Genomic DNA, 19,150 nt, shown 5'->3' on the forward strand with positions numbered 1-19,150 from the left:
CCCGTGGAATCGCCGCTTTCGCTGTTTGTGACAAGCTGTCGGCCGTTGAAGCGTTGCTGTCGCTGCTTATGACATGCTGTCGGCCGTTGAAGCGTTGCTGTCGCTGCTTATGACATGCTGTCGGCCGTTGAACCGCCTGGTTCCGCCCTGCTGGGCGGGTCACTTTTTGTCCGAGCGACAAAAAGTAACCAAAAAACGCGTCGCCTGAGCGGCTGGCTATCAATTTGGCGGCGTGGGTGGGTCGGGCGGTGGTGATTTCCGTTCGATGTGGCTGGTGGCTCAAACCTGCTACGCCAGGTGAGTTTGGGATAGTGGCTGCGTCGACCCACTATTGGACGATCCCCATGCCGGGCGCAGGCCGCCTGCTGCCGGCGTCAACGCGGGGACGCCTACGGCTGCGCTGCGCGCGCTCAGTATCGTAGGTCGGGGGCTTGGGCACGGAGTGCATCGCTGCGCTCGCACAGCGCGGTCGTGAAGGACGCCGGGCCCGAAGCCGGATCAGGACGTGGGCGCAGCCCTGCCACCTTAGGGCCGGCGCGCAGCGCAGCAGCCGTAGGCGTTCCTACGTTGCGGTCGGCAGCAGGGGCCCGCCACAGCTCTGGGCTCGTTCAAACATCGCTTTAATCGCAGGCCACCTTGGCGCACCAAGGCGTCAGGCAGTCCTGCTCTGCAACGAAGCAAAGCCCCGTACGAAAGCCCAAGCCCACTACGATAAGAGTGACCGCCCGCAGGGCAGTAAACGCGCTTTTTGGTTACTTTTTGTCGCTCGGACAAAAAGTGACCCGCCCAGGAGGGCGGAACCAGGCGGCTCAACGGCCGACAGCATGTCATAAGCAGCGACAGCGGACGCATAAACAGCCGACAGCATGTCACCAACAGCGACACCGGCGCTTGAACAAGCCGAGAGCCTGTCGCTCCTTATATCCCCTCCCCCTTCACCTTCCCCTCCAACACCTCCCACCGCTCCAACGCCTCCAGCAATTCCATCTCGATCTCATCATGCCGCGTTGCGAGCTGCGCCGCCTTGGCCGCGTCGCTGACATAGAGCGAGCCATCCTCCAGCTGCGCCGAAATCGTCTTCTGCTCGGTCTCCAGCGCGGCGATGCGCTCCGGCAGGCCATCCAGCTCGCGCTGCTCCTTGTATGACAGCTTGACCGAACGATTGGCGCCGCGCGCCTCGCGCGACTCCTTGCCCCTGGCCGGCTCGGCCGCCTTCTGCTCCGGCTTGCGCGCAGCCTGGATCCCGGCGGCGCGGGCCGATTGCTCGACCCAGTCGGAATAGCCGCCCACCGACTCGCGCCACACGCCTTCACCCTCGGCGGCGATGGTGGAGGTCACCACGTTGTCCAGGAACGCGCGGTCGTGAGAGACCAGGAACACAGTGCCGCTGTAGTCCTGCAGCAGTTCTTCCAGCAGCTCCAGCGTATCGATATCGAGGTCGTTGGTCGGCTCGTCCAGCACCAGCACGTTGGCCGGCCGCGCGAACAGCCGCGCCAGCAGCAAGCGGTTGCGCTCGCCGCCCGACAGCGACTTGACCGGCGAACGCGCGCGCTCCGGCGCGAACAGGAAATCGCCCAGGTAGCTCATCACGTGCTTGCGCTGCCCGTTGACCTCGACCCAGTCGCTGCCCGGGCTGATGGTGTCGGCCAGCGATTTTTCCAGGTCAAGCGCGGTGCGCATCTGGTCGAAGTACGCCACCTGCAGGTTGCTGCCGTTGCGCACCGTGCCGCTGTCCGGCGCCAGCTCGCCCAGGATCAGCCGCAGCAGCGTGGTCTTGCCGGCGCCATTGGGGCCGATCAGGCCAACCTTGTCGCCGCGCATGATGGTGGCGGTGAAATCGCGCACCACCACCTTGTCGCCATAGGCCTTGTTCACGTCGGTCAGCTCGGACACGATCTTGCCGGAGCGGTCCGCCTGCGATACCTCCAGCTTGACGTTGCCCTGCACCTCGCGGCGCGCGGCGCGCTCGGTGCGCATCGCCACCAGGCGCTGGATGCGAGATACGCTGCGCGTGCGGCGCGCCTCCACGCCCTTGCGGATCCACACTTCTTCCTGCGCCAGCAGCTTGTCGAACTTGGCCTGCTCGACCTGCTCGGCGGCCAGCATTTCTTCCTTGCGCGCCTGGTAGGCGGCAAAGTTGCCGGGGAAGGACACCAGCCGGCCGCGGTCCAGCTCGACGATGCGAGTGGCCACGCGGTCCAGGAAGGCGCGGTCATGGGTAATCAGCAGCACGCTGCCGCGGAAGGCGAGCAGCAGGTCTTCCAGCCAGCGGATCGCCTCCACGTCGAGGTGGTTGGTCGGCTCGTCCAGCAGCAGGATGTCGGGTTCGGCGACCAGCGCCTGCGCCAGCGCCACGCGCTTTTGCAGGCCGCCGGAGAGCGCGTCGACGCGGGTGTGCGAATCGAGCCCCAGCCGGGCCAGCGTGGTTTCCACGCGGGTGCGCAGCTGCCAGGCGCCGGCGGCGTCCAGCTCGGACTGCAGCCGGTGCAGTTCGGCCAGCGCGGCTTCGTCGTCGTGGTGCTCGGCAACGCGATCGGCCGCGGCCTCGTAGCGCACCAGCAGGTCATGCGCATCGCCCATGCCCTGCGACACCGCGTCGAACACGGTGATGCCCGGCTCGAACTGCGGCTCCTGCGGCACGTAGGCACTGGTCACACCGCTCTGGCGTGCGATCAGGCCATCGTCAGGCGCCGACAGCCCGGCCACGATCTTCAGCAGCGAGGACTTGCCCGAGCCGTTGCGCCCGATCAGGCCCACGCGTTCGCCGGACTCCAGCGAAAAATCGGCGTGGTCGAGCAAAGCCACGTGCCCGAAGGCGAGCTGGGCGTCGGTAATGGAAAACAGGGCCATGGGAAAAGACGACGAATGGAAAGACGGAGCCGGATCGGACGGGGATGGTTGCCGGGCATGGCGCGGCAGCCCGCATTGTAGATGACCCCGGCCGCAGGCGGCCCCAGACACGCGGCCCCCGGGCAGGCGGCCCAAAAAAGAAGGGCCCGCGCACTGCGGGCCCAAGAGTCTCTCCTCGGTGCCCTGCTCGCAAGGCACGCAAACAGAGTATCAATGGGCCCGGTCCCGCTCCAGTCGGACAAATCCGTAAGGGAAAGTCCCGTCAACCCGGCGTTGCTCGCCGGGCACGCTTGCCGCGCCGCCAGTTGTCCGGACCCGGTGCCGCGTGGAACAATGGCTTGTCCTGCACACCCGGGGTGCCGGCACGACAGGCAAGACGACACGCAAGACGACAGGCAAGACAACGCAGAGCCGGCGCCACAGCCGGCCAGAAGACGGAACGGGTGGTTGGCCTCCGGCCGCTGCCCGCGCCGGTTCCAGTCATTTTTGTACGGGGGTTACATGTTCGATCCGGGTCCGGGGCGCCTGCCTTCCTGCGGGAAGCGCGCGCCCGTCTTGTCATGCCCTGCCCTGGCCGCGCTGGCAGTGGCGCTGCTGGCTGCGGCCATGCCGGCACCATCCGCCGCCGCCAGCGCATCCACCACTGCCACCGACCCTGCCGCCGCGGCGCCGTCCGACGTCGCGCCGGTGCTGCGCCGGATCAGGCAGACCGGCGCCATCCGCATCGCCCACCGCGAAAGCTCGGTGCCGTTCTCCTTCGTCGCCGACGGCAAGCCGGTCGGCTATGCCGTCGACCTGTGCCTGAAGGTTGCCGACGCCGTGCGCGGCGCGCTGAAGCTGCCGTCGCTGCGCGTGGACTGGGTGCCGGTCACGCCGGCCAGCCGCATCCCGGCCATCGTCGAGGGCAAGGCCGACCTGGAATGCGGCTCCACCACCAACAACCGCGAGCGGCGCGAGCAGGTCGCCTTCACCATCCCGCATTACATCGCCGGCAGCCGCATGCTGGTCAAGGCGGCGTCGGGCATCAACCGGTGGCCGGACCTGCGCGGCAAGACCGTAGTCTCGACCACCGGCACGACGCCGCTGGCCACGCTGCGCAAGATGGATGAGTCCGGCGCGCTGCAGCTGCGGCTGGTCGAGGCCAGGGACCACGCCCAGGCCTTTGCCATGGTCGAGGCCGGCAAGGCCGATGCCTTCGTGATGGATGACGTGCTGCTCTATGGCCTGCGCGCCAACGCGGCGCGCCCGGACGACTACCGCGTCACCGGCGACCTGCTCACCATCGAGCCCTACGCCATCATGCTGTCGCGCCACGACGCGGCCTTCAAGCAGCTGGTCGACAAGACGCTGGTGGCGTCGATCTATGACCAGGACACGCAGCGGCTGTACCGCAAGTGGTTCCAGGCGCCGATTCCGCCGCACGGCATCCGGCTCGATATCCCGATGAGCTACCTGCTGCGCGACTCGTTCAAGTTCCCGAGCGACAAGGTGTCGGACTGACGTAGCCAGGCCAGGGGAAGGCGCGCCGCATGGACCTTCCTGATGGCCGCGCTGGCGATGGCGGCCACCGGCATGACCGGAGGTTCGACAAGCTGAGGCGCCCGCGCGCGCCCTGAACGACCCTGAGCGTCCCCCCCAGGCGCCGCTACAGCATCATGAAGGCAACGTCGGCGGCGCTGACCGCATCCGGCGGCACGCCCTTGCGGCGCTGGAACAGGATGTGCTGCAGCACGCGGTCGCGGTGCGTGGCGAAGGTCTGCGGGTCCAGCCGCAACGCCATGCGGGCGTAGTGCTCGGCCATCAGCTTGTAGACCCGGTGGCGCACCAGCAGCATTTCGTTTTCTGCCTTGAACCGGCTCATCGTCCCCGTGTGGTCGTCTTCCAGCTGGCGCATACCGACCACCACCCGCGCGTGCATGCCCCGGTAGCGGTCGATTTCCGCATGGGCCTTGCGCAGTTCTTCGCGCAGCGACCGGACCTCCTGCATCAGCTTGAGGTTGTGCTGCACGCCCCGCTGGATGCGCGTGGCTTCTTCCAACGCATGGTCCGCCGCGGCGATGGTGTCCTGCCATGGCGTCGTGTCCGCCTCCAGCGCCTTCTCCCCGGACTGCGTCGTTGGCCAGACGGCCGCGTCTTCGATGCCGGTGTGATTCATACCGCTCCCCTTACCCAAAAGCCAGCCGCCGGCATCGTAAGGTTCGTGCCGGCTTGGTCAGGCCGCAATACCGCGACTGCCTGGTAATGCACGCCCGCGGGGCGTGCCTAGTTCTGTATTTTGTTTCATTGAAAACCGCAATGCCGCTTCGCACAACCACCACGACGGAGGGACGCGGCTTTGGCGCAACATGGCGGCGGCGCTAAGATGCCGGTCTGGCTGCGTTGCCGCCCCTCTTTCCAGCCCCAACCATGAACGGATACCTGCTCCTCGCCCTCGCCATCGTCGCCGAAGTCATCGCCACCAGCAGCCTGAAGGCCTCGCAAGGATTCACGCGGCTGGTGCCCAGCGTGCTGGTGGTGGGCGGCTACGTGGCGGCGTTCTGGCTGCTGATGATGGTGATGCGGACCGTGCCGGTAGGGATTGCGTATGCAATCTGGAGCGGGGCCGGGATCGTGCTGGTGACGCTGATCGCGGTGGTGCTGTACCGGCAGATCCCGGATCTGGCCGCTTGCCTGGGGATCGGCCTGATCATTGCCGGCGTCGCGGTGATTCAGCTTTTTTCCAAGTCCAGCGCGCACTGAACAACGCCATGCCCAGACTGCAGGATGCAACGCCGCTTGGCCTGCTGGCAGCCGAACGATTTACCGCACCTCGCACGGCCCGGGCGTACATGTCACGGTGGAACCCGGCGGCACGATGATGGTACGGCCGCTCGGCGGCGGATCGGAAACGGTGCGTTGCACCGAGATGCAACTGGCGAGCCCGAGAAGCGGCAACAACACTAGTGAACGTACGAGAAGTCCGACGCGTACCATGGCGATCTCCCTGTAGGGCAAGGCCGCTGCCGGCAGGTGTCGGGAACGCAACCTTTGCCTTTGCGGAAGTATAGGCAAGCAAGGCGCAATTGGCCCCCTGGTGATCGAATCGGGATGGGGGAATTTGCCTGAGGCTGTCGCCAAGAATCGAATCTGCATCTGGCCGGATTCACATTCAGACATAGCGAAAGCGGCCCCGGACACAAACGCCGCGTCATTGCCATGGCATAACAATGTATCGTCAATGCAGCTTCGGCCTGCGCGTTTGCGCACCGAAGCTCTGGCGTGCCCGCCTTGCGGTACGGCACATACTCTTTCCGCGAGAAGCCAAGCGATATGTTCGACGACCTGCGCAATACCTACGACCGCGTCTATGTGCCGTTCACCGGCAAGGAATTCCTGCAAAGCCTGGACGATGGGCGCGAAGTGTGGATCTACGGAGAGCGTGTACGCAATGTCGCCGAGCATCCGGCCTTTCGCAACATGGCGCGCATGATTGCCCGGATGTACCAGGCGCTGCACGATCCGGAACGCCACACCGAACTCTGCGTTCCGACCGAATGGGGCGGCTTTACCCAGCGCTTTTTTCGCGCCCCGCGCGATGCGGCCGAGCAGGTGGCGCAGCGCGATGCGATTGCTGGCTGGCAGAAGTGCGCATGGGGCTGGATGGGACGGTCTCCGGACTACAAGGGCTCGTTCCTGGCGACGCTGGGGGCCAACCCGGCGTTCTACAAGGGCTACGAGGAAAACGCCCGACATTGGTATCGCAAGGCTCAGGAGCGGACCTGGTACCTGGGCCACGCCATAGTCAATCCCCCGGTGGATCGCGATCTGCCGCCGTCGGCCACATCGGACGTATTTGTGCGTGTGGTCCATGAAGACGATGGCGGCATCTACGTGAGCGGGGCCAAGGTCGTTGCCACCGGCGCGGCGCTGACTCACTACACCTATGTTGCCAATGTCGACGCCACGCCAGCGCGAGGGCCCAAGTTCATCGTACCCACCAACGCCCCGGGATTGAAGCTTCTGTGCCGGGTCTCGAACGAATATCGGGCCGCGGTACTCGGCAGCCCGTTCGACTATCCCCTGTCATCGCGCCTGGACGAGAACGACGCCATTCTCGTGATGGACAATGTTTTCGTGCCGTGGGAGAACGTCTTCATGCACGGAGAGGTCCCGCAGGCGGACGCCATACAATCCGGCTCCGGATACCTGGAGCGCGCATCGCTCCACGGCTGTACGCGTGTCGCGGTCAAGCTCGACTTTATCATCGGACTATTGACCCGCGCGCTGGAGATCACCGGCACCCGCGGCCTGTATGGCGTTCAGGTGCACCTCGGCGAGGTGATCGCATGGCGCAACGCTTTCTGGGCCTTGTCTGATGCGATGGCCAAGAGCGAAGTGCCCTGGCATGGCCACGTCCATCCCGATCCGCACTTTGCCGGCGCCTACCGCGTACTGAACCAGGAGGCATTGCCGCGCGTGCGCAATATCATCGAGCAGGTCGTAGCCAGCGGCCTGATTTACCTGAACTCACATGCGATCGACTTCAGCGTGCCCGAGATACGAGCCTATCTCGACAAGTACCTGCGCGGTTCCGGCGGCGCGCCGGCCGAGGAACGCGTCAAGGTCATGAAGCTGCTGTGGGATGCCATCGGCACCGAGTTCGGCGCACGTCATGAACTTTACGAGATCAATTACATCGGCGGCAACGACGCCACGCGGTTGACCAACCTGTCGGCGGCGCAGAACACGGGCAACCTGGACCAGATGAAGGCTTTCGCCCGTTCGGCAATGGATGACTACGACCTGACCGGCTGGACGGTTCCAGACCTGGTCAACCCCGACGATGTCAGTGCGCTTCCGCGCAACCCGCGTGCCGCGGGGCAGAAACGTGGCAATGTCATAAATGACATTGCGGCCAAAACCGCCAAGCCAAATAGAACTGCTCCACCTCGCACCACCGCTAACGGCGCAATCGCCGTACCAGGCTGTTCGGGCCCGAGACGGCGCTGACCCTGCCCTGCCAGGGCCCTGGGACTCCGGCCGCCCGCCTGCTTGTTTGGGGATGGGAAGAAAGCTGAAGCGTCGATGGTCCCGCCGACAGGAATCGAACCTGTATCTAGCGCTTAGGAGGCGCTCGTTCTATCCATTGAACTACGGCGAGGGGACCCTGAAGCAGGAGGGGAGTATATCAAAATCCTCTTGCCGGGAGTCAGCCGACACCGCTGCGGCGCAGATGCTGCATCGGTGGTCCGCGGCACATATCAGAGGACAGAGGAGGAAAATTACGGCTGCAGCGGGGTTATGCCGGGGTGCAGAACAGTGCCGGGGAATTTCCGACAGCTGGTCGCGCCGGTGTCGGTGCCAGCCCAACGCATAGCGACGATCCGCTGATGGCGCGTCGCCGTGCCGCCAGCCGCCAACCCGCGCCGCACGGCGCCCTGGCGCCGACCCGGGCAACGGCCGCGAGCGCTGGCACGCGCCTTGCTGTATTCCGGTACCGCGCCGGCACCAAGCCGCCACTAACCGGAGACAGAAATATGGCCACCCTCGCTATCCACGATCTTGCCAGCTGCCGCGAACTTGCTTCCGACACCATGGCCCGCGTGCGCGGTGCCGGCGGGCAGTGGGTGTTCGGGTGGATCCGCCCGTTCGTGCCTTCATCGCCATTGCCGGCCGGCGCGGTGTTCAACTTTTACGAGATCAATTACAGCTTCTATGCTGATCAGATGAACAACCAGTTCCAGAACATCGATATCCGCAACAACGCGCCCAACTCCAATATCAGCGTCCAGGGCGACCAGGGCGCAAGGAACGACGGCCGCCTGGTCTGAGCGAGCGTCGTGGCACGCCCCGGCGCGACGGGGCAAGAATGGGGCAATAAAGGGGCGCGCGATGCGGAGCGGAGGCTAGATTTGGGTTTCGATTCGCACTTCCAGTGGACCTCGGCGGCCTGTACCGACGTCGGCCGCGTACGCGAACGCAACGAGGATGCGTGCCTGGACCTGCCCGCGCAGCAGCTGTGGGCGGTCGCCGACGGCATGGGAGGTCACGCCGTCGGCGACTTCGCCAGCCAGGCCGTGGTCAAGGCGCTGGCCGCGCTGCCGCCGCAGCCGCTGCTGGAAGACCGGATGGAAGCCACGCGCGCGGCGATGCAGGGGGTTAACCTGGCGCTGGTCGACGAAGCCGCGCGGCTGGGGGTGCGCTGCATCGGCAGCACGGTGGTGGTGCTGCTGGCCGGCGACCGGCGCTGCGGCTGCCTGTGGGCGGGCGACAGCCGGCTGTACCGGCTGCGCGGCGGCGAGCTGGTGCGGCTGACGCGCGACCACAACCAGGTCGAGCGCCTGCTGGCGCGCGGACTGATCACGCCCGAGCAGGCGCGCCACCATCCCGCGCAGAACACCATCACGCGCGCCGTCGGCGCCGCGGCGACGCTGGCGCCGGAGCAGCTGCTGACCGAAGTTGCCGATGGCGACGTCTTCCTGCTGTGCAGCGACGGCCTGAGCAATGAGGTCGACGACCCCGACATCGCCGCGGTGCTGGCGCAACAGGATCCGCCGCAAGCCGCGCAGACGCTGCTGCAGATGGCGCTCGATGCCGGCGGGCGCGACAACATCTCGGTGGTGGTGATCCGCGCTGCCGATCCGTACGGCTCGGACAAGACGCTGGTCAATCCCGAGCTGGACACCTGAGCAGCGCCCCTACTCCTTACTACCCCTTGCTAACCCTTGCTCCCGTCAGCCTGCCGGCTGGCGCGGAAATCCTTGGAATGGATGCCGTGCTTCTTCAGCAGCATCTGCACGTGCGAGCGGTTCATGTCGAAGCGCCGCGCCAGCTCGGCGACGGTGCCGCCGACTTCCTGCAGCCCGCGCTCCAGGAAGGCGCGCTCGGCTTCGTCGCTGGCCGCGCGCTTGGCCTCGCTGAGCGAGGTGGGCATGGCGATGTCGGCCCCCGCTCCCCCTGCTGTTGCCGTCCCCACCACCGCCAGCGCCGCCGGCCTGGGCCGGATGTCCTGCGGCAGCTGCGCCAGGTCGGCGGTGTCGCCAGCCAGGCAGGAAAGCCGGTACATCAGGTTGCGCAGCTCGCGGATATTGCCCGGGTAGTCATAGTGCAGCAGGAAGTCGCGCAGCCGCGGCGTCAGCCTGACCGGCGCGCGCTTGAGCATGCTGGCGGCCTCGTCGCTGAAGTAGGACACCAGCAGCGGGATCTCGTCGTGCCGCTCGCGCAGCGCGGGCAGGCTGACATGGATTACGCTCAGGCGGTAGAACAGGTCTTCGCGGAAGGTGCCGGCCTCGCTCATCTTGCGCAGGTCCTTGTTGGTGGCGGCGACGATGCGCGCATCGACCGAGATAATCTCGTCCGAGCCCACGCGCTGGATCTCGTGCGCTTCCAGCACGCGCAGCAGCTTGACCTGCCCCGTCAGCGGCAGCTCGCCAATCTCGTCGAGGAAGATGGTGCCCGTATGCGCGCTTTCGAACTTGCCGCGCCGGTCGTTGCTGGCGCCGGTGAACGCGCCCTTCTTGTGGCCGAACAGCTCGGACTCGAGCAGGCTGTCGGGGATCGCGCCGCAGTTGACCGAGATGAACGGCTTGTCGGTGCGCGAACCGTTGGCGTGGATCACCTTGGCCATCAGTTCCTTGCCGGTGCCGCTCTCGCCGTCGATCAGCACCGGCAGGTCGGTCGGCGCGGCTTTCTCGGCGATTTCCAGCGCTTCGAGCAGCTTGGGGTTGTCGCCGAAGGTACCCCCGAAGATAAAGCTGCGCTCCATCAGCGCCTGGCGCCGCTCGCGCGGCATGCGTTCGACCTCCTGCTGCGGCGGCGCGTTCTTGGCCGCGCTGTCGGCCCCGGTTTCGGCAGAAGACGCTGCCTGCACGAAGCGTTCCTTGTGCGACAGCCCCATGACCTCGTCGCGCAGCGTGGTGGCCTGCTTGAGCAGCTTCTCGATCTCGGGCCGGTCGAGGCGCGACGCCCAGCGCAGCGTCGAGCGCAGGATCTCGATCTTCTCGATCAGGCCGGCGAACGACACCGGCGAGGTGACCGAGGCGGGGGTGGCACCCTGGTTGTATAGCTTCATGCTGCGCTCAGTTGCTTCTGCACCAGTTGGTAATACATGCCCTTGCGTTCCAGCAGCTCTTCATGCCGGCCCTGCTCGACGATCGCGCCTTCATACAGCACCAGGATCTTGTCGGCCTGCATGATGGTGCTGAGGCGGTGCGCGATGATGACCGCGGTGCGCCCGCGCAGGATCTCCTGCATGTTCGCCAGGATGTTGCTCTCGGACTGCGTGTCGAGCGCCGAGGTCGCTTCGTCGAACACCAGCAGCCGCGGGTCGTGGTACAGCGCGCGCGCGATGCACAGCCGCTGGATCTGCCCGCCCGACAACCCCATGCCGCGCTCGCCCACCACCTGCTCGTAGCCGAGCGGCAGCTTGCTGATAAAGGCGTGGGCATCGGCCATGCGCGCCACTTCCTCGATGCGGCGCCGGTCCGGGCTGTCGTCGCCGCAGGCGATGTTCTCGGCGATGGTGCCCGAGAACAGCAGGTTGGACTGCATCACATAGCCGACCTGCGCGCGGTAGAACGCCGCGTCGATCACGTTGAGGTCGTAGCCGTCCACCGACATCGAGCCCTCGGTCGGCTTGTAGAAGCCCACCAGCAGCTTGGCCAGCGTGGTCTTGCCCGAGCCGCTGCGCCCGACGATGGCGACCATCTCGCCCGGCCGGATGGTAAAGCTGATGTTCTCCAGCACGTAGGGCGTGTCCTCGCCGCCATAGCGGAAGTACAGATCCTTCATCACGATCTCGCCCTGCAGGTCGGGCAGCATCACGCGCGACAGCACGTCCTGCGGCTTCTGCTCCGGCTCCAGGTCGAGCACGTCGCCGAGCCGCTCCATCGCCACGCCGGCATCGTTGAGCTGGCCCCACAGCGCCACCAGTCCCATCAGCGGCGCCAGCACGCTGCCCATGAAGGCGTTGAAGGCGATCAGCTGGCCGATGGTCAGCTCGCGCTCGAGCACCAGCGTCGCCCCCACCCACAGCACCGCGATGGTGGTCGCGGCATTGAGCAGCTGGCTCGCCAGCCCCACCAGGATATGGAAAGCCTGCGCCTTGTATTGCGCTTCCAGCGCCTTGGTGTACTTGCGCTCCCAGCGCAGCCGCACCGGCCGTTCGATGCCCATGCCCTTGACGGTCTCCGCGCCGCCCAGCGTTTCCATCAGGTAGGCCTTGGCATCGGTCGACGCGGCAAAGACCTCGCGCGCATAGGTCTTGACCCTGGGCGTCACCACCACCGTCAGCGCCGCGATCGGGATCACGAAGGCGATCAGCAGCAGCGTCAGCTTGACGTTGTAGAGGAACATGATGGTGAAGTAGATAAACACCATCAGCAGGTTCAGCGCCGTGGTCACCGTCGACTCGGTCAGGAAGGCGCGGATGGTCTGGTTCTCCTGGAAGCGCGCGAAGATGTCGCCGGTCTTGCGCTTGGCGAAGAACGACAGCGGCAGCGACAGCGTGTGCTTGAAGAAGTGCGACATCATGGCGAAGTCCATGTTGCGCACCATGAAGTTGGCCAGGTACGCGCGGATCGTCGACATCAGCTGCGAGAACACGTTGGAGATGATCAGCCCCACGATCAGCAGGTGCAGCAGCCCCACGTTCTGGTGCACCACCACGCCGTCGAGGATGTTCTGGATGATCAGCGGCGGCACCACGCCCAGCATCTGGATCACGAAGGTCGCCAGGAACAGGTGCGCCAGGATCTTCTTGTACGGCGCCAGGTAGCCGATGAAGCGCAGCCACGGCGAGCGCTGCACCGACAGCTGCGTCATGCTCTCGCCCGGCGAGAACAGCAGGCAGGTGCCGCTCCAGCCGCGCTCGAACTCCTCCGCGCTCATCTTGCGGAAGCCGATGGCGGGATCGGCCACCCACACCCAGCGCGACGAGATGCCGTACACCACCACGTAGTGGTAGCCCTCCCAGTGCACGATGAACGGCAGCTCGAAGCCCATCAGCGAGTCGCGCGTGCATTGCACGCCGCGCGTGGTGAAGCCGAGCGATTCACCGGCGCGCGCCAGGCTGTCGAGCGTGGCGCCCTGCGTGGTCACGTTGGCCAGTTCGCGCAGCTTGCCCAGCGTCATCGGGATGCCGTAGTGCCGGCAGATCATTGCCAGGCAGGCCGCGCCGCAGTCCATTTCCTCGGCCTGCTCGACCAGGCCGAAGCGGCGGATCAGCTTCTCGCCCAGTTCGGGCCTGGAATGCAGGTCCAGCAGCACGGGACGCTTGCGCCGCTCGGCCAGCTTCTTCTGCCGATGCAGCTCGCGGTCGAGCGCGCGGATGCGCTCCTCCAGCACCTCGCGCAGGCGCGGGTTGCGCTCCAGGATCAGCTGCACGGTCTTCTCGGGAATGACCAGCAGGCGCACGTCGGTCTCGGCGACGGCCGCTGCCAGCTGCTCCTGCCGCATCACGCAGGCGCGCTCGCCGAAGATGTCGCCCTGCCCAAGTGTCGCCAGGGGGAACTCGCTGCCTTCTTCGCTGCGCACCACGCGCACGGTGCCCTGGCGCACCACGTACAGGCGCCGGTCCTCGCGCCCGTCCTGCTTCAGGATTTCCTTGCCGGCGCTGACGCGCTTGACGCCCACGCTGCGCACGGCGTCGGCCAGTTCCTGCTTGTCGAGCTTGCCGCGCAGGTCGAACAGCCGCGCGACAAAGCCGCCGGCGGAACTGATCGCGACATAGCTGGTGACAAAGGCCAGCGCGGCCGGGTTGCCGGCGACCACCGGCTCGGCCACGCTGCGCGGGATCATCAGCAGCTCGGTCTTTCCCGAGGCGCGCACCGACGACTCGTGCCGGTACTCGCGCAGCAGCGCGATATCGGCAAAGACCTCGCCAACCTTGCGCACGCCCATGCTGATTTCCTTGCCGTGTTCCTCGTTGAACACGCGCACGGATCCCGACTTGACGATAAACAGGCCGGGCGCCGCATCGCCGGCATTGCAGACGGTATCGCCAAAGCCGAAGGTCAGCACCTGCGCGGCCTCGGCCAGGCGCGACACTTCCTCCGGCGTCAGCACCGACAGGATTTCGACGCCGGCCAGGAACGTGGCCAGCGCGGATCCGCCCTCGGGCCGTTCCGGTGCTGTCGGCGCTGTCGGTGCGGCCGGCGCAGCGGCAGCGGCGGCGCCTTCGCCAGACTCGCTAGCGGGCTTCGATGACATGTTCCTGCGCCCTGCCCATCAGCCAGTCTTCGCGCAGCAGGCGCCGCACTTCCACCGCAACCTCGGTGTCGAGCGTGGCGGGATGCTTGGCGCGCACCAGGAAGACTTCGAAGAAAGAGCGGTCCGGCGCTGGGAACGGCCCCAGCAGGTCGCCCGGCTCCGCGTTGAATACCTTGGCCTCGATATCGGTCTTGAGCGAGCCGCGCAGCACCTTGCCGATCGCGCCGCCGTGCTCGCGCGTGTCGGCGATCGAATGCTCGCGCGCCATGTCGGCGAACGCGTCCGGATCGTCCTGCAGGTAAGAGATCAGCTCCTTGGCCTTGCCTTCGCTGTCGACCACGATATGGCTGACCTCGATGCTGTCGAAGCGCGGCGAGTTCAGCGCAAAGTACTCCTGCACCGCGGCGTCGCTGCAGACCTGCTCCATCATCCGCTCCTGGTACAGGTTGTCGGTGATGAACGCCTCGAACTCGTCGAGGCTGACATTGAGCGCATCGAGGTAGTGGTTCATGTCGGCGGCGCGGTGCAGCCCCTGCACGCGGCGGAACTGGTCGGCGCGCTCCTGGATTTCTTCGGGCGTGACCACCATGCCCTGACGCTTCGCGGCGTGCACCGTCAGCTTGTCGCGCACCATCTGCTCGACCAGACCTTCGAACTGCCCGGTCAGCTTGAGCAGCCGAACGAATTCCTCGACGCCGAGCACCTCGTCGTCGATACGGACAATGCCAGTCATGTCTAGGCTCCTTTTGACGGCCCTATGCGTTAGCACGGGCATCCGGATTGGCTGTTCCTGTATTCCCCCGGCTGCTGCCGGTGCTGCCGGCGGTTACCCCGCCACCTCGCGGAAGGGGTCGAGCCCCAGGTCGATCAGGCGGCGCTCGCGCACCACGATCTCCGCCGTGGCGGTCATGCCATAGCGCAACGGATACTTGTTGTCGGCCACGGTGTAGTAGTCGCGCGCCAGGCGCACCCTGCCCTCGTAGACCGGCTGCTTGTCGGGGCCCGGCTTGGTCGCGGGCGAAATGAATTCCAGCGTGCCTTCGATGATCCCGTAGCGCTGGTACGGGAAGGCGCTGAATTTGAGCTTGACCAGCAGCCCCTCGCGCAGGAAGGCGCGGTCGCGCTCTGCAATGACGATCTTGACCACCGGGCGCGCATCCTTGGGCGCGATCCCGCCCAGCGGCGTGTTGGCCTGCACCTTGTCGCCGCGCTGGGTGGAGGTGACATCGGTGATCACGCCCGACACCGGCGCCAGGATCAGCAGGAAATTGTCCTTGTCGATATTCTCGAAGCGGATGCGCGCGGCGGCGTCCGCCACCAGCCGCGCGGTCTGTACCTGCAGCCGCAGCTTGTCTTCGGTGCTGGCGATCTCGCGCAGCGCCGCGTCGTACTGCACGCGCAGCCCGGCCAGGTCCTGCCCGCTGCTTTCGAGCAGCGCGCTGGCCTGGGTCATCTCGCGGGACAGCCGGGCATCAAGCTCGCTCAGCCGCGACTGCGCCACGCGCAGGTTGTTCTCGGCGTCCTGCGCCGCGGCGCGCTTGGCATCGAGCTGCGACTGCGACACGCCGCCGCCGCCGGGCAGCGCCAGCAGGCGCGCATAGCGGTCCTGCTCCTGGCGCGCAAACTCGCGCGCGCGCCGGGCGTTTTCCAGGTTGCTGCGCGCCTCCTGCAGCTGCGCGCGCTGTTCCTCGGCCAGCCGCGTGGTGCCCTGGGCAAGGCGGTTCTCGTGCTGGCGCGTGGCCACGTCGATCTGCTGCTTGAGCGCGTTGGCGCGGCGTTCCATCAGCGCCTTTTTCTCCGGGAACTGCTTCCATTCGCGCTCGGAATCCTCCAGCTTGAGCTGCGCTTCCAGCGCATTGGCGGCGGCCTCGATCGCGCCGCGCGCGTTCAGCCGCGCCAGCACGTCATCCTTGGACACCGGCTGGCCTTCGGCGACGTACAGGTCGGCCAGCTCGCCGTCGACAGGGGCATAGAAGCGCCGCACTTCCGATTCGGGTGCCAGCGTGCCTTGCGCGGTGACGATGACATCGGCATGGCCGACGAAGGACCACACCAGCCCGCATACCACCAGCGCAAACGTGGTGACGATGGTCAGCATGCCCAGCCGCGACGGTTCGGCGGTAAGCAGGCCGATACCCTCGGCGCTGTGGTCTTCGAGCGCTTCGGACAGCGGCTTCAGGCCGGCCTGGCGGGAATCGTCTTTCATGGCTGCCTCGCTGGCTGCTGCGGCGCGGGGTTCGCCGCGTTGGCCGCGTTGGCCGCGTCACTCGGGGCGGCATCCGCGGGCACCTTGCCGCTGTCCTCGCCGCCGATCAGCTCGAGCTTGGTCTTGAGGACGGCGGGATCGAGCACGGTGCGCAATTCACGCAGCGCATGGCGCTGCTGGTCGGCCTCGGCGCGGATCTCTTCCTCGACCTTGGCCAGCTGCGCCAGGTCCGCACTTTCGCCGGCGCGCAGCTGCGTAAAGATGCGCATGCCCTGGCGCGCATCGTCCTGCGCCTGCGACAGCAGCCGGGCCTGCGCGCGGAACCTGGGCGAGATGCCGGGTTCGAGCCGCTGCTCGCTGCCGATCACGCCGTTGCTGCGGTATTGCTTCCACGCGGCCACGGCGCTGCCCATCAGTTCGCGCGCGCGCCGCAGCGCGCTGTCGCGCACGCCGTTGACATCGGCTTCCACCGCGCTGGCGAAGAACTTGTCTTCGTCGGCGTCGAGCATGGCGTAGAAGCCGAGCAGGCGGTCTTCATAGCCCTTGCTGCCGCGCGCGGCCTGCAGCTCGGCAAACTGCGCCGCCACCTTCTGCTTGTGCGCGAGGTCGCGCGCGAGATCGTCGCTCCATGCGCCGCCCTGGATGCGCCTGAATCCCGCTAGCGCGGTGTTGCTGTCGCCCTGCTGCCACGCGCTGGCCGCACTGGCGTACTGCGTTGCCATCTCCGGCGGCGGCAGCCGCGGCGACAGTTGCGCGAACTGCGCCTGGAACGGCGGCGTGGCGAAGCGGCTGTCCGCCAGCCGCGCCACCAGCGTGCCGGGGCGGCGCGCGCGCAAGGCCTGCAGCAGCGCGGTGTAGCGGTCCAGGTCCGCCTGCACCTGGTCCAGGCCCGCCAGCCGCGGGTATTTCTCGCGATAGTCGGCGATCACCGGCTGCAGCGCTTCCGGCCGATCGCGGCCGAGTTCGGTGGCGATGCTGGTGTCGAGCCGCCCGATCGCCGCCAGGTAGACCGACGCATCGTTCTGCAGCCGGCGCACGTCGCTGAGCGCATCGGCATAGAGGTCGCGGAATGCCGGCACGTCGGCGGCAATGCGGCCCAGCGCGCGCTGGTGCGCGATGGTGTCCTGGTTCCAGTGCGCCAGCAGCTCGCGGATCGGCGCCTCATCGGCGTAGAGGCGGATCGGCGCATCGGCACCCCGCTGCGCGGCATAGCGTTCGAGCCGGCCGATCCATTCGAGTTCGGCCACCAGCGGCCGGGCGTCGGCGTTATTCGCGCCGAGCTGCCGCATCTGCGCGAGCGCGGCATCGGCACCGCCGAAGTCGCCGGCCTTGAGCTTCGCGACCCAGCCGGGCACGTAGGCGCGCAGCAGCGCTTCGGTGCCGAGCGCCTGCACCTCTGCATCGCCGGGATGGCGTGCGAGATAGCGGTCGGCCGCCTTCGCCGCGCCGGCGTAGTCGCCCGCCGCATGCAGGGTCTGCACCGCGCGCTCGTCGGCGCCGCGCCAGTAAAGCGCCGCGCCGGCCAGCACGGCCAGCAGCAACAGCGCGCCGCCCCAGCGCGCGGCGCGCCGCAGGCGTGCGCCGTCGTCGAGGCCGAAGCTGCGCGCCGCCTCCGCCAGCAGCAGCGCAATGCGTCCGCGCTTGCGCGGCGGATGCGCGCGGTCTGGCGCGGCGGTCGCGGCAGCGGCCTGGGCTTCGGCGTCGGCGTTGACTTCGTCTTCCTGGTGCGAGGCGTAGTCGACGCAGAAGATGTCCAGGAAGGAATCGGCGGCGCCGACAAAGGTGGTGCGGTCATCTTCGTCGTGTGCGGCGTCGTGTGCGGCCGGTTCAGCCGGCACCTGCGCCGGTACGGCGGGCTCCAGCGTGGTCCGCGTCGCGGTGGCATCGTCGTCGCCGGCGCGGCGGACCTCGGCCTTGTAGACGAAATGGCTGCCGCCGAACGCAATGCGGTCGCCGTTGTCCAGCGGCACGCCGTGGTCCGCCAGGCGCCTGCCGTTGACGAAGGTGCCGTTGGTGCTGCCCAGGTCTTCCAGGAACGGCACGCCGCCCTTCAGGTACACGTGCGCGTGCCGGCGCGACAGGTAGTTGACCTGCTGCGGATAGTTGTCGCGATAGCGCGCAAAGGCATCGTCGGCCTTGCTGATCAGGTACGGGAAGCCGTCGACATGAATCGGCTGCAGCCCGACATCGTCGCGTTCCGGCAGCAGCGTCAGCGCGACCCGCGGCGGCTCCGGCTGCGGTGCCCGCGGCGACAGCCGCACGCGGAACGACAGCGCCGGGCCGAATGCCAGCTCGTCGCCATCGCGCAGTTGCGCCGGCTGCCGCGCCACCGCCGCGCCGTTCACGCGCGTGCCGTTCTTGCTGCCCAGGTCGGCAACATAGACCGCGCCTTGCTCGGCAAAGATGCGCGCATGGCGCCGCGACAGCGGCGCCGCGAGGTCTTCGGGATAGGCGGCGAATGGCAGCTCGGTGCGGCCGACCGGGAACAGGTCTTCGTCGATGCGGATCTCGCCCAGGTCCGGCCGCGAGACCGGCGTCAGGAACACATCGAATTCCCTTGCCAGTTCCTGGCTCGACTCCCGAGCGATCCCCTGGGCCATTTTCACCGGCATTTCCATGATCAGTGCTTCGTCAGGAGCCATGTTTCCAGGGAGCCAACAGCGCGGCTGCCGCGGCGGCCGGCCAAGGGGGGTGAAGCGACTAAGAACATAGTAGGCGACGGCTTAGGCTAGTCAATCGGCTGCGGCACGCGTGCAGGCGCGTGTTTTCACTGAGTCGGGCAGGGAAAGAGGCAAGGGCTGCACGCGTGGCGCAAGGCATTGCGCAACGCGTTGCGTACGCATGCGTCACGCCGCGCGTGAAGGTCGTGGCAGGTACCGCAGGCACCGGCCCGCGCCGCGCGGCAGC

12 protein-coding genes and 1 tRNA gene are annotated in these 19,150 nt (G+C 67.1%); 5 read left to right on the plus strand and 8 right to left on the minus strand.

The window, feature by feature from the left end:
- Window positions 1–918: 918 nt before the first annotated feature.
- Window positions 919–2,850, minus strand: coding sequence for an ATP-binding cassette domain-containing protein (locus E0W60_RS22650; protein WP_135705603.1), 1,932 nt, complete (start codon window positions 2,848–2,850; stop codon window positions 919–921).
- A gap of 606 nt (window positions 2,851–3,456) precedes the next feature.
- Here E0W60_RS22650 and E0W60_RS22655 point away from each other — a divergent pair.
- Window positions 3,457–4,350 carry an amino acid ABC transporter substrate-binding protein gene (locus tag E0W60_RS22655; RefSeq protein WP_135706296.1) on the plus strand — a complete coding sequence of 298 codons (894 nt, stop codon included), beginning with the start codon at window positions 3,457–3,459 and terminating at the stop codon, window positions 4,348–4,350.
- 145 nt (window positions 4,351–4,495) lie between these two features.
- On the opposite strand, the gene E0W60_RS22660 is transcribed toward E0W60_RS22655, so the two are convergent.
- Window positions 4,496–5,005 carry a hypothetical protein gene (locus E0W60_RS22660; RefSeq protein ID WP_135705604.1) on the minus strand — a complete coding sequence of 170 codons (510 nt, stop codon included), beginning with the start codon at window positions 5,003–5,005 and terminating at the stop codon, window positions 4,496–4,498.
- Between the two features lie 251 nt (window positions 5,006–5,256).
- On the opposite strand from E0W60_RS22660, the gene E0W60_RS22665 reads away from it, so the two are divergent.
- Complete coding sequence (locus E0W60_RS22665; protein WP_133093043.1) at window positions 5,257–5,589, plus strand: DMT family transporter; 333 nt, start codon at window positions 5,257–5,259, stop codon at window positions 5,587–5,589.
- 570 nt (window positions 5,590–6,159) lie between these two features.
- Entirely contained in the window at window positions 6,160–7,839 is a 1,680-nt protein-coding gene (locus E0W60_RS22670; protein ID WP_135705605.1) for a 4-hydroxyphenylacetate 3-hydroxylase N-terminal domain-containing protein, read from the plus strand.
- A 76-nt stretch (window positions 7,840–7,915) separates the two neighbouring features.
- Here the strand turns inward: E0W60_RS22670 and E0W60_RS22675 are convergent.
- A tRNA-Arg gene (locus E0W60_RS22675) sits at window positions 7,916–7,990 on the minus strand.
- 229 nt (window positions 7,991–8,219) lie between these two features.
- On the opposite strand from E0W60_RS22675, the gene E0W60_RS22680 reads away from it, so the two are divergent.
- Both E0W60_RS22680 and E0W60_RS22685 read left to right on the plus strand, forming a co-directional pair.
- Window positions 8,220–8,660: a hypothetical protein gene (locus tag E0W60_RS22680; protein WP_240745889.1), complete on the plus strand. Its 441-nt coding sequence runs from the start codon at window positions 8,220–8,222 to the stop codon at window positions 8,658–8,660.
- Between the two features lie 81 nt (window positions 8,661–8,741).
- A complete protein-coding gene (locus E0W60_RS22685; protein ID WP_133093046.1) occupies window positions 8,742–9,518 on the plus strand; it encodes a PP2C family protein-serine/threonine phosphatase in 777 nt (258 codons plus the stop codon).
- Between the two features lie 29 nt (window positions 9,519–9,547).
- On the opposite strand, the gene E0W60_RS22690 is transcribed toward E0W60_RS22685, so the two are convergent.
- From E0W60_RS22690 to E0W60_RS22710, 5 genes are all read right to left on the minus strand, one after another.
- Window positions 9,548–10,900: a sigma-54 interaction domain-containing protein gene (locus E0W60_RS22690; protein WP_135705606.1), complete on the minus strand. Its 1,353-nt coding sequence runs from the start codon at window positions 10,898–10,900 to the stop codon at window positions 9,548–9,550.
- Window positions 10,897–14,037 carry a peptidase domain-containing ABC transporter gene (locus E0W60_RS22695; protein WP_240745890.1) on the minus strand — a complete coding sequence of 1,047 codons (3,141 nt, stop codon included), beginning with the start codon at window positions 14,035–14,037 and terminating at the stop codon, window positions 10,897–10,899. The genes E0W60_RS22690 and E0W60_RS22695 overlap by 4 nt, the downstream gene beginning before the upstream one ends.
- A complete protein-coding gene (locus tag E0W60_RS22700) occupies window positions 14,018–14,770 on the minus strand; it encodes a peptidylprolyl isomerase (RefSeq protein ID WP_133093048.1) in 753 nt (250 codons plus the stop codon). The genes E0W60_RS22695 and E0W60_RS22700 overlap by 20 nt, the downstream gene beginning before the upstream one ends.
- A gap of 93 nt (window positions 14,771–14,863) precedes the next feature.
- Window positions 14,864–16,243, minus strand: a complete 1,380-nt coding sequence (locus E0W60_RS22705; RefSeq protein ID WP_133093049.1) for an HlyD family efflux transporter periplasmic adaptor subunit — start codon at window positions 16,241–16,243, stop codon at window positions 14,864–14,866.
- Window positions 16,240–18,885: an FHA domain-containing protein gene (locus E0W60_RS22710; protein WP_135705607.1), complete on the minus strand. Its 2,646-nt coding sequence runs from the start codon at window positions 18,883–18,885 to the stop codon at window positions 16,240–16,242. Before E0W60_RS22710 ends, E0W60_RS22705 begins: the two co-directional genes overlap by 4 nt.
- Window positions 18,886–19,150 lie beyond the last annotated feature (265 nt).

This window comes from Cupriavidus oxalaticus (assembly GCF_004768545.1).
GTDB lineage: Bacteria > Pseudomonadota > Gammaproteobacteria > Burkholderiales > Burkholderiaceae > Cupriavidus > Cupriavidus oxalaticus_A.